This is a genomic window from Vibrio sp. 704, assembly GCF_033339295.1.
In genome coordinates, this window is the sequence record NZ_JAWOUH010000009.1 from 139,186 (window position 1) to 163,075 (window position 23,890).

Annotated in this window: 5 protein-coding genes; 4 read left to right on the forward strand and 1 reads right to left on the reverse strand. The window is 48.2% G+C overall.

Annotated features, from left to right (window positions below; translation table 11 throughout):
• Positions 1–91: 91 nt before the first annotated feature.
• From R7R24_RS14285 to R7R24_RS14300, 4 genes are all read left to right on the forward strand, one after another.
• Entirely contained in the window at positions 92–19,342 is a 19,251-nt protein-coding gene (locus R7R24_RS14285; RefSeq protein WP_206947016.1) for a tandem-95 repeat protein, read from the forward strand.
• Positions 19,343–19,773: 431 nt separating this feature from the next.
• Positions 19,774–20,127, forward strand: coding sequence for a hypothetical protein (locus R7R24_RS14290; RefSeq protein ID WP_033906832.1), 354 nt, complete (start codon positions 19,774–19,776; stop codon positions 20,125–20,127).
• Positions 20,128–20,248: 121 nt separating this feature from the next.
• Positions 20,249–22,249, forward strand: coding sequence for a methyl-accepting chemotaxis protein (locus tag R7R24_RS14295; protein WP_191115883.1), 2,001 nt, complete (start codon positions 20,249–20,251; stop codon positions 22,247–22,249).
• 299 nt (positions 22,250–22,548) lie between these two features.
• Positions 22,549–23,028 carry a Dps family protein gene (locus R7R24_RS14300; RefSeq protein ID WP_005388254.1) on the forward strand — a complete coding sequence of 160 codons (480 nt, stop codon included), beginning with the start codon at positions 22,549–22,551 and terminating at the stop codon, positions 23,026–23,028.
• Between the two features lie 108 nt (positions 23,029–23,136).
• Here the strand turns inward: R7R24_RS14300 and R7R24_RS14305 are convergent, their stop codons facing one another.
• Positions 23,137–23,751 carry an HAD family hydrolase gene (locus R7R24_RS14305; protein ID WP_005375585.1) on the reverse strand — a complete coding sequence of 205 codons (615 nt, stop codon included), beginning with the start codon at positions 23,749–23,751 and terminating at the stop codon, positions 23,137–23,139.
• Between the last annotated feature and the right edge of the window lie 139 nt (positions 23,752–23,890).

The following is a 23,890-nucleotide window of genomic DNA, read 5'->3' on the forward strand; positions in this document are numbered from 1 at the left end:
AAAAAAGTTGTATAAAAAAGTTGGTTTCTAAAAATGGTGTCCTTTACTGCCTCTAAATACGATCAGTTAGCTAAAGGCAACGGAGGCTGTAATGGCAGGCGACACTAATCAAGAAAAAGACAATGAAAAGCTTAACGATGCGGTAGAGCAAACAGAAACGAAGGATACGGGGACAAAAGAAGAAAAACAGCAGTCGACCGTCTCTTCGACTGTAGCGACTGGTGCTGAAAGTGCAGATGCTGTTGATGAAGCCAATCGTGCGATGGAAGAAAATCCTAGTGGCGCGGGTACGGAAGAAGAAGCAGTGAGCTCGGGTGGCGCAGTTCAAGAAGAGGATACTGAAAGTAGCAGCGACTCTGACGCAGCACAATCCAATGTTGTTGATAGTGTAGCTTCTAGCGGAGAATCAGGTGACGAGGCTCTGGGCAGCGGTGGTTCGGATTCTGGGGCGGGTGCCCAAGCGGTCGGTGGTGGTGATGCCTCAGGCTCTGAAGGTGGTTCGGACGCAGAAGGCAATGAAGCGCAAGGACAAGCGGTACAAACTTCATCTGCGCCAAGTGCTTCTTCAGACTCTGAAGGTTCTCAAGGTGGTGACGAGCTAGATTCAGAAACCACTGAAGAGAGCTTCGCGGTGGATGTACAAGACACCAGCGAAGCAACCACGACGCAAGTAGAAGACGATTTCGACTCCGAAACTACGAGCGAAACGTTCCAAATTAAAGTCGAAGGTGAAAATGACGCGCCAGAAGTAGGGCAAGATCTGGCATACATCATGGATGAAGATGGCACCATTACCTTCACTCAAGAACAACTTCTCGGGTACGCGAGTGATGTTGATGGCGATGATCTTGCCGCATTCAACGTGCAAGTGGGTGCTAATGCATCGGTTGTGGATAATGGTGATGGCACTTATACCGTCACACCTGATACAGATTTTAATGGTGAACTCGACTTAACGTTTGATATCAGTGATGGTCAAGAAACCATTTCTAGCTCGATTGATTTAACTGTTCGTCCAATCAATGACGCACCAGTGCCTGAAGATAAAACCTTTGAGATTGAAGAGGATGGTACGCTGATCTTCACCGATGCTGACCTGCTTGCTGGCGCAACGGATATTGAAGGCGATAACCTCACAGTTGAAGGTGTAAGTTACGATGGTGGCGACGGCATCCTGACCGATAACGGTAATGGGACTTATAGTTTTGCGCCAAATGAAAACTTCAATGGTGATGTAAACTTCAGCTTTGATGTGTCCGACGGCACAGATACGGTTTCTGCCAACATTGATGTAAGCGTCACACCTGTCGATGATGCGCCAGTATCTGGCAATCTTGCTTACTCGGTGGACGAAGATGGCTCGATTCGTTTGAGCCAAGAGCAGTTGTTGTCGCAAGCTTCTGACGTGGAAGGCGATGCACTGACGGCGTCTAACCTTTCGGTAGATGGCAATGCGACGGTGACTCAAAATGACGATGGTAGCTTCACCATCACGCCGGACGCAGATTTCAATGGTGATATCGACATCAGCTTCGATATCTCAGATGGCACGAATACTGTTCAAGCAACCGCTGACCTAACGGTTAATCCAATCAACGATTTACCTGTTCCTCAAGACCAGCAGTTTAGCGTGGAAGAAGACGGCACGCTGCAATTTACGGACGCAGACCTGCTTACTGGCGCAACGGATATTGAAGGCGATAACCTAACGGTTGAGGGCGTAAGCTACGACGGTGGTGACGGCATCCTGACCGACAACGGTAACGGGACTTACACTTTTGCACCAAATGAAAACTTCAATGGTGACGTAAACTTCAGCTTTGATGTGTCGGACGGCACAGATACGGTTTCTGCCAACATTGATGTCAGTGTTACACCAGTCGATGATGCGCCAGTGTCTGGCAATCTTGCTTACTCAGTGGATGAAGATGGCTCGATTCGTTTGAGCCAAGAGCAGTTGTTGTCGCAAGCTTCCGATGTGGAAGGCGATGCACTGACGGCGTCTAACCTTTCGGTAGACGGCAATGCGACGGTGACTCAAAACGACGATGGTAGCTTCACCATCACGCCAGACGCAGATTTCAATGGTGATATCGACATTAGCTTTGATATTTCAGATGGCACGAATAGCGTTCAAGCAACCGCTGACCTAACCGTTAATCCAATCAACGATCTGCCTGTTCCTCAAGACCAACAATTCAGTGTGGAAGAGGACGGCACGCTGCAGTTTACTGATGCGGATCTACTTGCTGGTGCGACCGATATTGAAGGCGATGACCTTTCGGTAACGGGAATCAGTTACGAAGGAACCGACGGCGTCCTAACTGACAATGGCGATGGCACGTATAGTTTTGCGCCAAATGAGAACTTCAACGGTGATGTGAACTTCAGCTTCGACGTATCTGATGGCACAGATACGGTTTCAGCGAATGTAGATGTGAGTGTTACGCCGGTGAATGATCCTCCTGTGGCTAGTTCAACGTCTTACACGGTTCACGAAGACAACTCTATTACCATTTCTGACGCGCAACTGTTGGCAAACTCTTCGGATTTAGAAGGGGATGTCTCGATTGATAGCGTGAGCTACTCTGGCAGCGATGGTGTGTTGCAAATCAATGGTGACGGTACGTACACCTTCTCTCCAAATGAAAACTTTAATGGTGAAGTGACGCTTGATGTCGTCGTCGCAGATGAAGAGGGCGCAACGGATGTCACCACTGCTGGCATTACAGTACTGGAAGTGAACGATCCACCAGTCGCAGGACCAACTTCTTACACCATTGATGAAGATTCTGTTCTGACCTTTAGTGAGTCGCAAGTGCTGTTGAATGCCTCTGATGTGGAAGGCGATGTAGAGCTTGTTGGCATTAGCTACGATGGTCCGGATGGCATTTTCACCGTTAACGATGATGGCACGTGCAGCTTCGCGCCAAACGAGAACTTTAACGGGCAAGTTCAACTTGATGTGACCATTCGAGATGAAGATGGGGCAGAAGTTGATACCGTCATCAATGTGAATGTATTGCCAATCAATGATGCGCCAGTATCGGGTGATTTGGCTTACAGCGTTGATGAAGACGGTGCAATTACGCTCAGCCAAGAGCAGCTTCTTTCTCAAGCGTCTGATATTGAGGGCGATGACCTGACTGCTAGCGATTTGACTGTAGATGGAAACGCAACCGTCACAGCGAACGATGATGGCAGCTTCACGATTACACCAGATGCGGACTTTAATGGTGACATTGATATCCAATTCAACATTACAGATGGCACAGACACTATCCAAGCAACGGCGGATCTAACGGTTAATCCAGTTAACGATCTTCCTGTTCCTCAAGACCAGCAGTTCAGTGTTGAAGAAGATGGCACGCTTCAGTTTACCGATGCAGACTTGCTTGCTGGCGCGACCGACATCGATGGCGATAACTTAACGGTTGATGGCATTAGCTACACAGGCAGCGATGGTGTGCTGACTGACCACGGTGATGGTACTTACACCTTTGCACCAAATGAAAACTTCAACGGCGATGTCAGCTTTAGCTTTGGTGTTTCTGACGGTACTGAGACCGTACCAGCCAACGTGGACGTGAGCGTCACTCCAGTGAACGATCCTCCGGTTGCGGGTTCAACGTCTTACACGGTTGATGAAGACAACGCGATTACCATTTCCGACGAGCAGCTTCTGGCTAACTCTTCAGATGTGGAAGGTGCAGTGTCCATCGATAGCGTGACCTATTCAGGCACCGATGGCGTATTCCAAGACAACGGTGACGGCACTTACACCTTCATGCCGAATGAGAACTTCAGTGGTGACATCAGCCTTGATGTGATTGTGGCGGATGAGCAAGGAGCGATTGACGAAACGACCGCAGGCATTACCGTCATTGAAGTGAATGACCCTCCAGTTGCCGGTCCAACGTCTTACACGATTGATGAAGATTCAGTACTGACATTCAGTGAGTCACAAATTCTTGCCAACGCATCAGATATCGAGGGCGATGTAGAGCTTGTTGGCATCAGCTATGAAGGCTCGGATGGTATCTTTACCGTCAATGGCGATGGTACTTGTAGCTTTGCGCCAAACGAGAACTTCAATGGTCAAGTTCAGTTGGATGTGACCATTCAAGATGAGAATGGGGCAACTGTTGATACGCACATCAATGTCGACGTATTGCCAATCAACGATCCACCAGTATCGGGTGATTTGGCTTACACCATCAACGAAGACAGCTCAATTACGCTAAGCCAAGAGCAACTGCTTGCCAAAGCGGGCGATATTGATAGCGAGAACCTTGAAGCCATCAATCTATCGACAGATGACAACGCGACAATTCAATACAACGATGATGGCAGCTATACCATCACACCGGATGAAAACTACAACGGTGACCTAGATCTGACCTTCGATATCATTGATAACGATGGCGGCTCGGTACAAGTTGGTCTGGATATTACGGTTAATCCTGTGAATGACTTGCCACAAGCGCAAGATCAACAGTTCACGGTAGAAGAAGATGGCACCTTGCTGTTCACGGATGCAGACCTATTGGAAGGTGCATCGGATATTGATGGCGATGATCTGTCTATCGAAAACGTTCTCTACACAGGTGCGGATGGTGTACTTACCGACAATGGTGATGGCACTTATAGCTTTGCGCCGAATGAGAACTTCAACGGTGATGTTCAGTTCACATTCGATGTGTCTGACGGCACAGGTTCAACACCAGCATTCATTGATGTCAGCGTGACTCCAGTGAACGATCCTCCGGTGGCAGGTTCTACGTCTTACACGGTTCAAGAAGATGGTCAAATCACCATTAGTGACGAGCAGTTGTTAGCCAACTCTTCTGATGTGGAAGGCGACGTAGCCTTGGCGAATGTTAGCTACTCTGGTAACGACGGTAGCTTCGTGGACAATGGCGACGGCACATATACCTTTACGCCAAATGAGAACTTTGACGGTAACATTTCGCTCGACGTTACGGTTATCGACCAAGATGGTGCAACAGATACGACAACCGCAGGCATTGATGTTATCGCGGTGAACGACGCACCTGAAACATCAGGCATTCAAGCTGAAGTGGATGAAGATAACGCCATCACCATCACGCAAGAACAGTTGCTTGCGAATGCGAGAGACATTGAAGGTGATGACCTTGTTGCCAGCAATCTGCAAACCAATGACCCAGATGCGACGATCGTAGCCAACGATGATGGTTCATTCACGATTACGCATACGGAAAACTTCAATGGTGAGTTGGACTTCACTTACAACATCAGCGATGGCGAAAATGATGTTCTGACCACGTTGGATCTGACCGTTAATCCTGTCAACGATGCGCCAGAAGCGGGCGACGAGATCTTTATTCAAGCGGAAGAAGACCAAACAGTGGGTGTTTCTCTGCGTGAAGAGCCTGCTTTACGTCTCGACCAAGCGCCTGAAAACGGCATCATTGAAGCGAATCTAAATGACGAATGGGTACAGCTAGAAGTCGGGCAGGAGGTGCCTGCAGACACGGAAGTGCGCTTCATTCCAAATGATGATGCGTTGGCGAATGGTACGCATACCACTCAAATCGGTACCTTTGATGACAATGCAAGTGTTGATGATTGGGGTGATGAAATTGACCCATATACTCGCCAGTTCACTGATGGTGATTTGACCGTCACGGTGCAGAGTAATGATGATCCGCTTGGTGCGTGGAATGGTAACACACACATTGGGCATGGTATTGGCGATACTGACCGCCAAGGCTTGAGTGGTGATGAAAAACTAACTGTGACCGTTGAAGGTCAAGACATCAACGAAATCAGCTTCCACCTAGATGGTCTAGGCGGCTGGTTTATGGAAGAGTCTCGCCACTTTACCGAAGTCGAAATTCGCGCATTCAACTCTGATGGTGACTTGATCGACTCGATGACTTACCACAAAGAAGATCGTGGTAGCTATGAGACGGATTACACCCTAACGGTGAACGAGCCGGTATCTTACTTTGAGCTAGGAACGATTCAAGGTAACGGTACTTACGTGGTTCAAAACATGACGGTATCGCAAACTTGTCATGATGAAGCGGTGTTCACTTCTATTGGCGTGGACGGCACGGAAATCACTGAAACGGTAGAACTGAATATCCGTGAAGGTGACAGTGAAATCGAACTGACGGCTGATCTGCCAAATGTGACCATCGATACCGAAGGTTCTACGCAGTTTGCCTCTGTGGTAATTACAGAAGAGCAGCTTTTAGCACAAGCGAGTGATATCGATAGTGACGTTCTTGATATTCAAAATCTAGAGCTGGTGGGGGATAACGCGGAGCACGCTACGTTAACTGACAACGGCGATGGTACATGGACAGTCACACCAGATGAGAACTTCTACGGTGAGATTGAGCTTGGTTACCAAGTTACAGATGGTGAACTCACTGACGACAACATCATCAACATCAACTTCGAAGCAGTAAACGATGCGCCAATTGTTTCTGGTCCGATTGTGTTGTCGACTGATGAGGATGTGGGCATTACGTTTAGCGCGGACGATCTGCTTGCCAATGCAAGTGATGTGGAAGGCGATGCGCTGTCTATCTCTGATATCTCTTACAGCGGTGATAACGGTGAGCTTGTCGACAATGGCGACGGTACTTACACCTTTATGCCGAATGAAAACTTCAATGGTGAAGTCGACATTGACTACAAAGTCTTCGATGGCACCGATGAAGTCGATACCCATTTAGATCTGACCGTTATTCCGGTCAACGATGTACCAGTTCCTGGTGCACCGCTGCATACTCAAATGCTAGAAAACGGCACCATCATCATCGAAGCAAAAGACCTGTTATCAGGTGCGACCGATGTGGATGGCGACATTCTGCATATCGAGAATCTACTGCTTGTCGACCAGTCACAAGGTACGTTGACAGATAACGGCGACAACACCTTTACCTTCGAGCCAACTTCGAACTTCTACGGTGAAGTGAACTTGACCTTCGACATCAGCGATGGTCAAGCAAGTGCACCAAGCACTGCGAAGATCGATGTTGAGATCGTCAACGAAGGTCCAGAGGTTAGCGGTCCAGTTGATGCGGTCGTTGATGAAGATGGCTCAATTACCATCACTCAAGAAGACTTGTTAGCGAACGCGACGGACGTGGATGGTGACAACCTTGAAGCGGTGAACCTATCGACCAACGATCCTAATGCAACTATCGTTGAGAACGCTGATGGTAGCTTTACGATTACACCGAGCGAAAACTTCTTTGGTGAAATCGAATTTACTTATGACGTAACTGACGCGATTGAAACCGTCGCTGCAGATCTAAACCTCACCGTTAACCCGGTGAACGACCTGCCCGATGTACCTGATTTGTCCTTCACTACAGAAGATGGCGAAGCGATCACGATTACTGAAGCAGAGCTGCTGGCTCAAGCGACGGACATCGAAGGCGATGACTTATCTGTTGTGAACGTGACGAGCTTAAGCGATACGGTTCAAGTGACAGACAATGGTGATGGCACTTACACGTTAACGCCAGAGCAAGGCTTCTTTGGTAATGTTGACCTCACGTTTGATGTGAGCGATGGCACCGATGTGGTGGCGGCAAACATCGACTTGAAAGTTGAGTTCGTCAACGACGCACCAGAAGCTGCGCCAATCGTGGCAGACGTGGACGAGGATGGTTCTATTCTCGTGACACAAGAAATGCTGCTTGAAAATGCCAGCGATCAAGATGGTGATGACCTATACGCAACGGCACTAGAAACCAATGATCCGAATGCCTCTATCGTGGATAACGGCGACGGCACCTTTACCGTTACGCCTTCACAGCACTTCAATGGAGACATAGAGTTTACTTATGAAGTGAGCGACGGTGAATTGAGTGTTGCCAATGAAATGACATTGACGGTGAACCCAGTTAATGACATTCCAATTGTTGCACCTGGCATGTACCACATTGAAGAGGATGGCAGCATCCTGTTCACGCAAGAAGATCTGCTAAGTGGTGCGATTGATATTGATGGTGATGACCTCACCGTTACCAGCATTAATTACTCGGGTGATGAAGGTACTGTAACGGACAACGGTGACGGTACATTTAGCTTCGTACCAGAAGAGCACTTCAGTGGTGACTTGCAGTTCAGTTTTACGGTTTCTGACGGTACTGATGAAGTTGAGCAAGACATTAATGTCCATATCGAAGCCGTGGCAGATGCGCCAGACCTAGTCATCACTGATGGCGATGGTCGAAACGTGGATGACCAAGCGATCTTGGTTGAGCCAGGCGGTATTGTTGAAGTGAACATCGCTGCAGCATTGGTTGACCAAGATTTGTCAGAAACACTGACTGTGACCGTGGATGGTGTTCCAGAAGGTTCTGTGATCAGCTACGACAACGAAGGGGTACTTAACGATCAAGACAACGGTATCACCAGTTTCAACGATACTGAAATCACGGTTACGTTTGAAGGTGAAACCGCGGGTTACCAAAACACAGCGGGTTACTACAAAGTCGATGAAGATGGCAACATCACTGGCGTTGAAGTGGTGTACGAGAATGCCTCTCAAGTTGGCGGAGGCGGTGACCTTATTCCGGGACAAGATCAGTTCAGCTTCCAAATCTCGGAAGGGGAAAGCTTCAACCTATTCTTGATTCCTAACGGTCATAACTTCAATGACTTTGCGTCCATGCAAGATGGTCAGTATGAGTTCCGTGCGGCAGATGGCTCTCCTGCGAACATGGATACGGTCGACCCACAACTCGTGTTTGTGGGTGCTGATGGTTCTGAAACCGTGATTCAAAGCCAATTTGGTGATGCAGTCTTCCATGGCGGCACAAGCTCAGAGCTCAACCAAGATGGCATTGAACATACTCGAACTACTGTGAACGAAGACGGTGAACTGGTTTACGGCTTTGAAGATCTCTACGGTGGCGGCGATGCCGATTATAGTGACTTCAACTTCACCATTGATGTAGGTGAAGTGAACAGCCAGATCTACAGCGGTGAAGTAACAGTCGGTCCAGATGGTTCTGTAACGCTTCCAACCACAGCAATTGAACAAGAGCTACAGATTCAATTGCCAGAAGACTTTAACCAACAGCTAGAAATCAATGTGACGGCAACGGCGACAGAGCTATCAAATAATGATTCTGAAACCGTTTCTCAAACCATCTACGTCAATGCAACGGGTGCTCACATTGAACATACGCCTGAAGCATTGCCTGTTTCTGCTGTGGTTGAAGAAGATGGTTCAATCCTAATCACGCAAGAAGATTTGCTCGCTAATGCGCGTGACTTGGATGGAGACCAACTGATAGCACTGAACTTGGCAACGGATGATGAAAACATCACCATCACAGACAATGGTGACGGTACTTACACCTTAACGCCAGATGCGGACTTTAATGGTGACATCACCTTTACGTTCGATGTGTCGGACGGCGATGATGTTGTCTCTACCAACCTTGAGTTATTGGTGTCACCAGTTAACGATGCGCCTGAACCACAAGATCAAGCGTTCACCATTGGTGAAGATGGTGTGCTGACCTTTACTGATGCGGATCTCCTAACAGGCGCTACCGATATTGAAGGGGATGACTTATCTGTTGAGGGCGTCACTTACACAGGCGCGGACGGTGTTCTTACTGACAATGGTGATGGCACATATAGCTTCGCACCAAACGAGAACTTTAATGGCGACGTGAACTTCACTTTCGATGTTTCCGATGGCACGGATACCGTGACGGCGAATATCGACGTAAGCGTGACGCCGGAGAACGATCCACCGGTTGCAGGCAGCACGGCTTACACCGTTCATGAAGACAATTCGATTACCATTAGTAACGAACAGCTGTTGGCTAACTCGTCTGATATAGAAGGCGAAGTGGCGATTGATAGCGTGAGCTATAGCGGTAACGATGGTGTGTTAGAAATCAACGGTGATGGTACTTACACCTTCTCACCAAACGAGAACTTCAGCGGCGAGGTGAGCCTAGATGTTGTCGTTGTCGATGAAGATGGTGCAACGGACTCTACCACTGCAGGCATTACTGTGATTGAGGTAAATGACCCACCAATCGCAGGTCCTACCGCATACACTATCGATGAAGACCAAGTTCTAACCTTCAGTGAATCGCAAGTGCTACTGAATGCTTCGGATGTTGAAGGGGATGTTGAGCTAGTAGGCATCAGCTACGACGGTCCAGATGGCATCTTCTCAGTAAACGGTGATGGTACTTGTAGCTTTGCACCGAATGAAAACTTCAACGGTCAAGTACAGTTGGATGTGACCATTCGCGATGAAGATGGCGCAGAGGTTGATACTTACATCACAGTCGATGTCTTACCAATCAATGATGCACCTGTATCTGGTAACTTGGCGTACAGCGTTGATGAAGACAATTCAATTACGCTAAGCCAAGAGCAGCTACTTGCTCAAACATCGGATGTAGAAGGTGATGCGCTGACTGCGTCTAATCTAGTGGTTGACGGTGATGCAACGGTTACGGCAAATGATGATGGCAGCTTTACCATTACGCCTGATGCGAACTTCAATGGTGACATTGATATCACGTTCGATATCAACGACGGCAGCGACACTATTGTTGCAACGGCGGACCTAACCGTTAACCCAGTTAATGACTTGCCGCAGCCGGAAGATCAAGCGTTCACCATTGGTGAAGATGGTGTGTTGACCTTCACTGATCAAGACCTGTTGGATGGTGCAACGGACATCGATGGCGATGACCTATCGGTAGAGGGCGTGACTTACACAGGTGCCGACGGCGTCCTAACTGACAATGGCAATGGCACGTACAGCTTCGCACCGAATGAGAACTTCAACGGTGACGTGAACTTCACTTTTGATGTGTCAGACGGTACGGATACGACCTCTGCCAACATTGATGTGAGTGTGACGCCAGAGAACGATCCTCCGGTTGCGGGCAGCACGTCTTACACGGTGCATGAAGATAATTCGATCACCATCAGTAACGAGCAGTTATTGGCTAACTCATCTGACGTAGAAGGTGAAGTAGCAATCGACAGCGTCAGCTACAGTGGCGCAGATGGCGTGTTCCAAGACAATGGTGACGGTACTTACACCTTCTCGCCAAACGAGAACTTCAATGGTGAAGTGAGCCTAGATGTTGTCGTGGTAGATGAAGACGGTGCGACGGACTCAACCACCGCTGGCATTACTGTTCTTGAGGTGAACGACCCACCAATCGCAGGCGCGACCAGCTACTCAGTGAACGAAGACGAAGTCATCACCATTAGCTCTGAACAGCTGTTGGCGAACGCTTCTGACGTTGAAGGTGAAGTTGCGATTGATAGCGTCAGCTACAGCGGTTCCGACGGTATCTTTACCGATAACGGTGACGGTACATTCAGCTTCGCACCAAACGCAAACTTCGATGGCGATGTGAGCCTAGATGTTGTGGTTGTTGATGAAGACGGTGCAACTGCGTCAACTAATGCAAACATCGATGTATTGCCAATCAACGATGCGCCAGTATCGGGCAACTTGGCTTACAGTGTCGATGAAGACAATTCAATTACGCTTAGCCAAGAGCAGCTTCTTGCTCAAGCATCGGATGTAGAAGGGGACGCGCTAACCGCGACTAACCTAGTGGTTGACGGTGATGCAACGGTTACGGCAAACGATGATGGCAGCTTTACCATTACGCCTGATGCGAACTTCAATGGTGACATTGATATCACGTTCGACATCAACGACGGCAGCGACACTATTGTTGCAACAGCTGACCTGACGGTTAATCCAGTTAACGACCTACCACAGCCAGAAGATCAAGCGTTCACCATTGGTGAAGATGGCGTCTTGCTGTTCACTGATGAAGATCTGCTTGATGGTGCAACGGATATCGATGGCGATAGTCTTTCGGTAGAAGGTGTGAGCTACACTGGTGCAGATGGTGTCCTAACCGACAACGGTGACGGTACTTACAGCTTCGCGCCAAACGAAAACTTCAATGGCGACGTGAACTTTACCTTCGATGTTTCTGACGGCACGGATACCGTGACCGCAAATATCGACGTAAGTGTGACGCCAGAGAACGATCCACCAGTGGCAGGCAGCACGTCTTACACGGTGCATGAAGATAATTCGATCACCATCAGTAACGAACAACTATTGGCTAACTCATCTGACGTCGAAGGCGAAGTAGCAATCAACAGCGTCAGCTACAGCGGCGCAGATGGCGTGTTCCAAGACAATGGTGATGGTACTTACACCTTCTCGCCAAACGAGAACTTCAATGGTGAAGTCAGCCTAGATGTTGTCGTGGTAGATGAAGACGGTGCGACGGACTCAACCACCGCTGGCATTACTGTTCTTGAGGTGAATGATCCGCCAATTGCCGGTGCAACTAGCTACTCAGTCAACGAAGACGAAGTCATCACCATTAGCTCTGAGCAGCTGTTGGCGAATGCTTCTGACGTTGAAGGTGACGTCGCGATTGATAGCGTCAGCTACAGCGGCTCCGACGGTATCTTTACTGACAACGGCGACGGTACATTCAGCTTCGCACCAAACGAAAACTTCAACGGTGATGTCAGCCTAGATGTTGTCGTGACCGATGAAGATGGTGCAACGGTAGCAACCAATGCAAACATCGATGTTCTTCCAGTCAACGATGCTCCAGTATCAGGTGATTTGGCTTACAGCGTGGATGAAGATGGTTCTATCACTCTCAGCCAAGAGCAACTTCTTGCACAAGCAGGCGACGTGGATGGTGATGACCTAACTGCATCCAACCTGACTGTTGACGGCAATGCGACCGTTGTTGCAAACGATGACGGCAGCTTCACAATCACACCGGATGCAGACTTCAATGGCGACATTGATCTGAGCTTCGACATTACGGACGGCGATGCAACCATTCAAGCGACTGCCGATCTGACTGTGAACCCAGTGAATGACTTGCCAACGGTTGGTCAGCCACAGTTCGTCACGCAAGAAGACACCAGCTTCACCTTTACCGAAGAGCAACTGCTGCAAAATGCAGGTGATATCGATGGTGATAACCTAACCGTAGAAAACGTTGCTTCTGACAGCGGTACTTTGGTTGATAACGGTGACGGCACGTACACCTTCGCACCGAATGAAAACTTCGATGGCAACGTGAACGTAACGTTTGATGTCAACGATGGCACCGCAACCGTACCAGCAGAAGCGAACATTGATGTTCAATCTGTTGTTGATATGCCAGAGCTTTCGATTGCTTCGGACTTGGTGATTGCGTCTGATAACTTCGAGTCTGGCTCGAACGGTTGGAACGCGAACACTGAAAGCTCTCAAGGCTTCGAAACGGGCGACATGCTGGGTCGTATTGGTGGCACTGGCGGTGATGAAGCGGTCAGCAAAACCTACGAGATCCCAAGTGATGTTAATGAAGTGAATATATCGTTTAGCTTCTACGAAATCGATTCTTGGGATGGCGAGTCGTTCCAAATCTTTGTGGGCGGTGAACAGCTAACCACCTTGGAAAACTCCGCGTTCCGTACTCAAGATGGTACGACAACGCTTTACGACTCAGATGGTAATGAAGTGGGTGAAGTGATCCACGGAGCCTCTCAACGTGAAGGCTTCAGTGGTTGGAATGACCAAGCTCACCAAATCAACCTAACGGTTCCTGTCGAGGATGGTGAATTGCAACTGGGCTTCGGCTCAACCTTGAATCAAGACGTTTGGGATGAATCGTTCGGTATCGACAACATCGAAATCACGGTAGCGGATGCGGATTACCAAATCATTGGTACCGAAGATACACCTGTGCCGCTTGATATCGATGCAGCATTGACCGATACCGATGGCTCAGAAAACCTCGCTATCTTGATTGAAGATGTGCCAGAAGGCAGCGCATTATCAGCGGGTGTTGATAATGGCGACGGCACTTGGTCACTACAACCAGGCGAGCTAGAAGGACTAGAGTTTATCCCTTCTGCGGACTTCAACGGCGATGTGACGCTAACCGTGAATGCAACCTCTACAGATGTTGATACCGGAACCACAGCGACAGCGACGCAAGATGTGACGATTCATATCTCGCCAACCAATGATGCACCAGAAGTGACGGGTGATATCACTTCGGTAACTGCCGAAGACAACAGCATTACGCTAACTCAAGAGCAGTTACTTGAGCATGCCGTTGATATCGATGGTGACGACCTAAGCGCAATCAACCTGAGCACCAATGATGAAAATGCAACGGTTGAAATGAACGAGGATGGCAGCTTCACCATTACTCCGAGCGAGAACTTCTACGGTGACATTGAGTTTAGTTACGATGTCACGGATGGCGAAGAAGTGGTTGCGGCTGGTCTCGACTTAACGGTAACGCCAGTCAATGACGCACCAGAGCCACAAGATCAAGCGTTCACTGTGGGTGAGGACGGTCTTCTTACCTTCACCGATGCTGACTTGTTAACAGGCGCGACGGATGTAGAAGGTGACAACCTAACAGTTGAAGGCGTGACTTACACAGGTGCAGACGGTGTTCTCACCGACAATGGTGACGGCACTTACAGCTTCGCACCGAATGAGAACTTCAATGGCGATGTGAACTTCACTTTCGATGTTTCCGATGGCGCGGATACCGTGACGGCAAATATCGATGTAACAGTTACGCCAGAGAACGATCCACCAGTTGCGGGCAGCACGTCTTACACAGTGCATGAAGACAACTCGATCACCATTAGTGATGAGCAACTACTGGCTAATTCGTCTGATATCGAGGGTGATGTTGCGATCAGCAGCGTGAGCTACAGCGGTAGCGACGGTGTGCTAGAAATTAATGGCGATGGTACTTACACCTTCTCACCAAACGAAAACTTTACAGGCGATGTTAGCCTTGATGTTGTAGTGGTTGACGAGGACGGCGCGGTTGATACAACAACAGCGGGAATTACCGTTCTTGAGGTGAACGATCCACCAATCGCAGGTGCGACCAGCTACTCAGTGAACGAAGACGAAGTCATCACCATTAGCTCTGAACAGCTATTGGCGAACGCTTCTGATGTTGAAGGTGAAGTTGCGATTGATAGCGTCAGCTACAGCGGCTCCGACGGTATCTTTACCGATAACGGTGACGGTACATTCAGCTTCGCACCAAACGCCAACTTCGATGGCGATGTCAGCCTAGATGTTGTGGTTGTTGATGAAGACGGTGCAACTGCGGCAACTAACGCAAACATCGATGTATTGCCAATCAACGATGCGCCAGTATCGGGCAACTTGGCTTACAGTGTCGATGAAGACAATTCAATTACGCTAAGCCAAGAACAGCTTCTTGCTCAAGCATCGGATGTAGAAGGTGACGCGCTAACCGCGACTAACCTAGTGGTTGACGGTGATGCAACGGTCACGGCAAACGATGATGGCAGCTTCACCATCACGCCTGATGCGAACTTCAATGGCGACATTGATATCACGTTCGACATCAACGACGGCACCGACGCTATTGTTGCAACAGCTGACCTGACGGTTAATCCAGTTAACGACCTACCACAGCCAGAAGATCAAGCGTTCACCATTGGTGAAGATGGCGTCTTGTTGTTCACTGATGAGGATCTGCTTGATGGCGCAACAGATATCGATGGCGATGACCTATCGGTTGAAGGCGTGAGCTACACAGGCGCTGATGGTGTTCTAACCGACAATGGTGATGGCACTTACAGCTTCGCGCCAAACGAAAACTTCAATGGCGACGTGAACTTTACCTTCGATGTTTCCGATGGCACGGATACCGTGACCGCAAATATCGATGTAAGCGTGACGCCAGAGAACGATCCACCAGTGGCAGGCAGCACGTCTTACACGGTGCATGAAGACAATTCGATCACCATCAGTAACGAGCAGTTATTGGCTAACTCATCTGACGTAGAAGGTGAAGTAGCAATCGACACCGTCAGCTACAGTGGCGCAGATGGCGTGTTCCAAGACAATGGTGACGGTACTTACACCTTCTCTCCAAACGAGAACTTCAATGGCGAGGTCAGCCTAGACGTTGTGGTTGTCGATGAAGAGGGCGCTACAGACTCAACCACTGCGGGTATCACAGTACTTGAGGTGAACGATCCACCAATCGCAGGTGCGACAAGTTACTCTGTCAATGAAGACGAAGTCATTATCTTCACGGAAGAGCAACTGCTAGCGCAGTCAAGCGATGTGGAAGGTGACGTGAGCCTAGAAAGCGTCTCTTACAGTGGTAGCGACGGCATTCTTACGGCGAATGACGATGGCACTTACAGCTTCGCGCCAAATGAAAACTTCAACGGTGGCGTAAGCCTAGACGTAGTCGTCGCTGATGAAGACGGTGCAACTGCGACAACCAACGCGAACATTGATGTATTGCCAGTCAACGATGCTCCGGTATCTGGCGACTTGGCTTACAGCGTCGATGAAGACGGTTCAATCACATTGAGTCAAGAGCAGTTACTGGCTCAAGCGGGTGACGTCGACAGCGATAATCTAGAAGCAGTGAACTTAACCGCGGTAGCCAATGCAACCGTTGTTGAGAACCAAGATGGTAGCTTTACGATTACGCCTGATGCGAACTTCAATGGCGATATCGACCTAAGCTTCGACTTGATTGATAACGATGGTGCGAGCGTGGAAGTGGGCGTTGACCTAACGGTGAACCCAATTAACGATGCGCCGCAATCAACGCCAGTGAATATTGCTGGCACCGAAGATACCACCATTCTTATCACTCAGGACATGTTGCTTGCTAACGCGACAGATATCGACAACACCTACGATGAACTGTCTGCTGTCGACCTAGTGATTGATGAGCAATACGGTGACTTGCTAGACAACGGTGATGGCACTTGGTCATTCACTCCTGCGGAGAACTTCAACGGTGATGTGCCAATGTCGTTCGGTGTCAGCGATGGTGATTTAGTTACGCCGGTTGAAGGCAATCTAAACATCGAAGCGGTTAACGATGCACCAGAAGCGCCAACCATCCAGATGCAAGGCGAAGAAGATGTGGTCATGGTGATTGACCCTGCTTACATCGCTGATCAAGTTACGGATCTTGATGGTGACGAAATCAGTGTAGAAAGCATCACGGTTCGTGCTCCTGCAAACGCGACATTAACTCAGCAACCAGATGGTATGTACCACTTGGTGACCACACAAGACTTCAATGGTTTGGTGGAACTGGGCTACACCGCGACGGATGGTGAAGAAGTGGTTGAAGGCTCGTTGAATGTGGATGTTATTCCAGTCAATGATGCTCCATTCAATGTGGGTAATGCCTTTATGGCAACCGACGAGGATGGCGCATTCACCTTCGACGCGGGCGACCTGATGAACCTGTTCGGCGATATCGACACTGAAAACCTAGTCGTATCACGCATTATCACCGCAGAAGGTGAAGATGGTGGTGAGGTAACAGACAACGGTGACGGTACTTGGACATTCACACCGACTGGCGATTTTGCAGGGGTTTCTGACTTGCAAGTTGTGGTAAGTGACGGTGAGTTTGAGACGGTACTTGACGTACCAGTGTTTGTTCGCCCTGTTGCCGATGGCGCAGTCATCACAACCGACCATGATGGTCCGTTAGTGTTCGGTGAGGACGAAACAGGTCACCTAGGCTTGAATGTCGGTCTAATCGACGATTCAGAAACGCTAAGTAACCTAGTGATGACTGGTTTCCCTGTTGGCTTCGAAGTTACGGATGGTGTGAACACCATTACCATCACGGAGCCGGGTCAATACATCGACTTGAACGAGTGGGATATTTCAGACCTGCAAATGACGCCTCCGGCTGACTTTAATGGCGAGTTCTTCGTAACCGTGACCGCAACCACGGTGGATTACGGTGACGAGCCAGAAGAGTTCGAAGATGGCATCGATTCAGGTGACTTCGAAACCCTAGCGGGTGAACCCGTTATCCTAACCGCTGATGACCTAATCGGATTGGCAGAAAACGTAGACGCTGACGCGGGTGATGAAGTGAAATTCGTTCACCTAGCTGATCGCAGCCAAGGTGAGATTGTCGATAACGGTGATGGCACATGGACATTCAATCCAGCACCAGGCTTTACTGGTGAAGCGGATATCGCATACGTGATTGATAAAGACGGTGTGCTTCATGATGAGCAAACAGGTGTGGTCGTGAAAGAAGATGCGCCACAAGAGAATGCTTCTCCAGAAATCGACAGTATTTCTACCACAGAAATGGCAGCGGATGGCACCTTGTCGTTCACCAATGATGACATGCTATCGACCTTGAGCGATGCAGAAGGCGACAGCTTGAGCATTGAGTCAGTGAGCCTAATGGAAGGTCAAGGTGTGATAGAGACCGATAACCAAGGTAACTACCAATTCACACCAGCAGAAGGCTACACCGGAGATGTTCAAGTTGGCTTCATTGCAACTGACGGTGAAAACCGCATTGAGAGCTTCTTCAATGTCGACATCCAAGGTGAAGGTGAAACCACAACCAGCGAAGGCTACGCACTGGCTGATGATGGTTCACTAACACTAACGGAAGCGCAGTTGATTGATGAGCTTGGCATTAGCCCTTCAGCAGAAGTGTTGGATGTCGCCGATGCAAACGATGCTGGTTTCTTCGCGAAATCAGGTGATGAAGAGTGGACATACTGGCCAAACGATGACTTCGATGGCAATTTGGCTATGGATGTTCAGGTCAACGACAACGGTGAAGTATCGACTCAGAATCTGAGCATCCAAGTTGCGGACGACTCAGCGCAAAGCGACGAGCCACAAATCCAAACTGCTCAAGCATCATCAGAGCAGCAAGTCGGCGAAGCGCAACAACCTGAAGAGCAAGCAGCAAACGGTGCAGACAGTGAAGAGGAGAGCGCAGCTGATGTGACTGCAGCACCAGGCGATACCATTTCTATCTCGGTTCCAGATGAGGTCAGTGGTAACGAATCGGTGGATTATGCAGAAATGTCCGGTCTACCTGATGGTGCATCAGTAAGCAACGCACTGGATAATGGCGATGGCAGCTTCACATTAAGTGGCAACCTGAACCAACCAGTATCGGTTGACTTACCAGAAGGTTACGAAGGTACGAGCGAAATCCAATTCCAAGGTTACGACGAATTGGGCAGCGCAGTAGAAGGTGCGAGTGGCACAGTTGAAGTTGAAGTCGATGATCAATACACCATGCAGGGTTCTGCTCAAGATCAGCAACCAGATATGGCGGGTATGGAATCTGGCGGCAGCGACTGGACAAGTGCGGGAGGTCAAGATCAAGGTGTTGACTTCACGGATGACTCTGGCAGCTTCGACTCGGATACTCAAACAGGTACTGACCAAGGCAACGATTTCGATCAAAGCTCAATGTAACTAGTCATAGACGAGGGCAGTGTCATTGCTGCCCAAACCAAAGCCATGCAGAGCCTACTTTGCATGGCTTTTTTGTTGGGCTTCTTTCTATGAGCTTTAGAAAAAACTTGGAAATTGAAAAAAGTATTCTTAGCTAGTTTATACCCAAGTAACCTCGAGATGTTAGGTTCAGCGAGAATGGCTTGGTTTGTAGACGCGGCGGCGATTTAAAGGTCTAGTGGGTCTAAATCAAGAATCGACAACAAAGTATACAAACCAAGACAGCTCGCCCTTCGGGAGCGTGTCATTGACTCGGCTTCTGTGTCAAACAACTTGGAAAGAGCTGACTATTACGCTGCGTTGTTTTCCTTGACCCCGAATCAATGACAACGCTCTGAATCCTGCATCTTGAAGTCACTTGGGTATAAGAGTCATTTACAAGGAGGAGCAACATGTACCGTTATGTCAGTTCGCCAAAAGCATCGAAGTACATAGTGCCACCACCACAGCATCGCGAGTTGTCGAGTATCGATGTACCGGAGTCAGAACTTGAGATGCGTGAAATTCTGAACAATTGGTTTGCCGATGGATTGGCGCCCATCATTGAAAATGAGGACAATGACATCTCTGCTAATGAGCAACAGCGCTTTGAGCAGCTCAGCCGCACGGTGGGCGTGTTACTGCGTAATAAAGATTACTACTTCGCCACTAAGCGGATTCTTTCGTTGTGGGAGCAAGACTGCTTAGAAACGACTTACGTTAATTATCTGATTTTACGTAGTGAGCGCATACCATACTTCGAATAAGCCCTATTTATAGGCTTAAAATAGTGGTTTACATGGTTTTCTTAGTAACTTTTGACACCTGTATTTAACATTTTTGTAAACATCGTTATATTTAAGGCTCATCGTTGTCAGGAGTTTATGGATGAACCTTACGATATCAGGGAAGTTGCAGCTCAGTTTTGTGCTGCTAGCCGTACTTTTTATGGCATCAGCGGTATTCACGTATCGCAACGTCACTACCGTAGAGCAATACGCCTCTTCGTTACTTAAATCCGATTTACCGACCGTCGACACCAGTCGCGGCATCCAACAGTCCGTTCAAGCGTCGCTGTCCTCGATTCGAGCCTACATGTTGCTAGGTGGCGATGAAGAGGCGAGCGCACGTCTGAGTGAGGACGTGCGTAATATCATGGCATCTACAGAAGAGTCGCTTCCAACGTTGCAGGCGTTGATCTCTGAACAGGATTTTCAAGCGATCCAAAGCCAGTGGGACGCGGTAAAAGTTTCTCTAAACAAGCTGATTGAACTTAGCCACAGTGATGAGAACTTACCCGCACACAACCTCTTTATTAACGAAGCGGCACCCATTGCAGAAGTGGCACTTGACCAGCTTCAAAGCTTAATCAACGAAGAGTCAGGAAACCCATTCGGTGGAGACAGAAAACGTCTGTTCAAAGTTTATGCCGACAGCTATACCTCGCTCGCCAATGCACTGTCTGCACTGCGAGATTTCCTGTTATACGGGCAGCAAGATCATCTAGACAAATACCACGACTTGATTAAATACCACAATCAATCTGTGGCGGAAATCGATAGCAAACTCGACAGACTTACCGATAACGACCAATCACTGTGGTCACTGTTTAAAGAAATGCAGCAACTGTACTTTCCTTTAGCAGAGCAGGTGATTGCATTGCGTCAATCGCCAGAATGGAACGAATCAAACTTGTTAATGGCGAATGAACTGTTGCCAGCAGCGGATGCACTAGACCAAAGTTTAGAAACGATCGTATTGGCTCAGCAAAGTCGTGCTGATCAAAGTGGACAGGGTATTAATCAGTCGATCAAGAACGTACTGACCACTATGTTGATTGCAGCAGCATTAGTTTTGTTTGCCGCAGTAGCGATTTCAAAATACATGGGCAACACCATTGGTCGCCGAGTGAAAAACTTATCGGAGCGAGCCAAGACGATCGCTTCAGGAGATGTTTCTCAGCCTCCGTTAACTGTTGTTGGGAAAGATGAATTGGCAGACCTTACCGATTCGATTAACCGCATGAACCAATCGTTAGCGAGCATCGTGGCAGGGGTGAGTGAGAAAGCGCACCAAGTGGATACCAGCATGGGGGCTTTATTGGAATCGGCGCAAGTCACTTCATCGAATGTTGAACAGCAACAGACCAGCATTGTTGAAATGGGAAGCCAATTGGATGAAATCGCTTTAGCCGCGCGTAACACCCTAGATCAAGCCAATCAATCGGTGCAGAAGCTTTCTGATTCAAAAGGCGAGATTGAACAAGGTCGCGATGCACTAGAGCAAAACAAAGTCACCATGGAAAGTTTGCACGGCAGCATTGAAACTGCGAGTACGCAAGTCACACAGCTAAGCAAAGAGAGCGAAGCCATTGGTCGAGTGACGGAAGTGATTGAAGGTTTGGCAGAGCAAACTAACTTACTGGCATTGAATGCCGCGATAGAAGCAGCGCGCGCAGGTGACCAAGGGCGAGGCTTTGCGGTTGTGGCGGACGAAGTACGCATGTTAGCGACGCGCACTACTCAATCGACGACAGAAATCAACGGCATCATTAATGCGATTCAACGCTCGACTAATTCGGTGGTTGAGGAGATTGAACACAGCCAATCACTTGCGGAGCAGGGCGCTGAGCACATTGAAAAAGCGGTAACTCGTTTGCTCGTCACTACCGAGCAAATTGGGTCTTTGAATGAACAAATGGCAGAACTTGCGGCAGCGGCAGAGCAGCAATCTCATGCGACCAATTCTATCACTGGATTGATGTCCGGTATTACTCAATCAGTGGATGAGGTTTCGAATAACAGCCAACGTGCATCAGAGACATCATTGCAAGTAAAAGAGCAAGTTACTGAGCTGAATCAACAGATGGCAACTTTCAAAACGGCGTAGATAAGGTTTACATCTTTCATCGATTTTTGAACGTTAACCAAATAGTAAAAAAGCCCCAATCCTTTTTACACAAAAAGGGTTGGGGCTTTTTGTTGGATGATACGCCGATATTCGTCTGCTTGCTCATTGGATTTGGCTATTTAAATCATAGCTAAAACCAAATTCTCTTCGCCGAGCCGGAGTCGTAATATGACTCCATCGGCAGCAAATACTGCAAAAGAATTTTTAAACTTTATACCAATCCCGGTAAGAGAATCGTTCGTTACTACGATTGGTATCATCCTCCTAGGAGCAAGATTATGAACAAACAAGTAAGCCTAATTGGTCTAGACAGCGAACAATCAGCACAACTAGCTCAACAGCTAAATCAACTGCTAGCGCATTACCAAGTGTTGTACATGAACTCTCGCGGTTACCACTGGAACATTAAAGGTGCGCAATTCTTCGAACTGCACGTAAAATTTGAAGAAATCTATACTGATCTACAAACAAAAATCGATGAGCTTGCAGAGCGTATTCTAACTTTGGGTCATACGCCAGCGCATGCATTCAGCAACTACTTGGAAGCAAGTGAAATTAAAGAACATCAAAACGCGACTTCTGGTGAGGAGTGTGTACAAGGTCTGGTTCAAGGCTTTAGCGTTCTACTTCTAAAACAGCGTGAGATTCTACAAAACGCGGGTGAAGCAGATGACGAAGGTACAGCGGCATTGATGGGTGACTACATCCGTGAGCAAGAAAAATTAATGTGGATGCTTAACGCTTACCTACAAGGTTAAGCAGCGCATCACCCAAGCAATCCTTGGGAACGCATGAAACAATCGGGAATAAGTCATAAGGGGCACGTTGGTGCCCCTTTTTTTGTTTGCGTATTTTATATGTGTGCTTTATTTGCGTGGTAAGGATTGGAAATGGCTCAATAAATCGCTGAGTTCATTAAGCGCCAACGAGGCTGAATCATTGAAAGTTTCTTGATTACCGTGATGAACAAGGCAAGAGGGCATCTGTGCGTTATACGCTGCCTGTAAGTCGTAAAGGTAATCGCCGACATAAAGCACTTCATCAGGCATCAAACGCCACTCTTTCGCCAATACCTGAAGAGACAAAGGGTCTGGCTTGGGCGGGAAGCATTCACGAGTGATGACTCGTTCCACTGAGATTTGGTTGTGTTCTAGTTTGCGCTGCGTGGCGATTTGGCAGTTGCGCGTCACGATAGCGGTTTTGATTTCATTTTGATGCAAGTGGGCGAGCAATTCATGGCAGCCAATCATTGGAGCAGACTGCTCAGCATCAGAAATCTCGTAATCAAATATCACGTTATGAGCGTGCTCTCGATGATGAGGATGCTCAAGTGCGTCGACAAAATCCAATAGATCTTCACTCTGCGGACAACCTAGCTGTTGTCGCAATTCGCCGAAGTTCATATCAGAACTCACCAAGGTGTTGTCCAAATCAAACACCACGGCTTTAATTTTATCGAGCTGTAAAGGGAATGGAATCATAATGACCTCGTACAACTTAACCGAACTATCGTTTTAAAAAACAAAAGGTTATTGTTAAGTTTAGATTCTTCTGCTTAGATTGTACGAAAATAAATCACTAGTACGTCACAAATTAAATAGTCTTAACGATTTTAGTGTT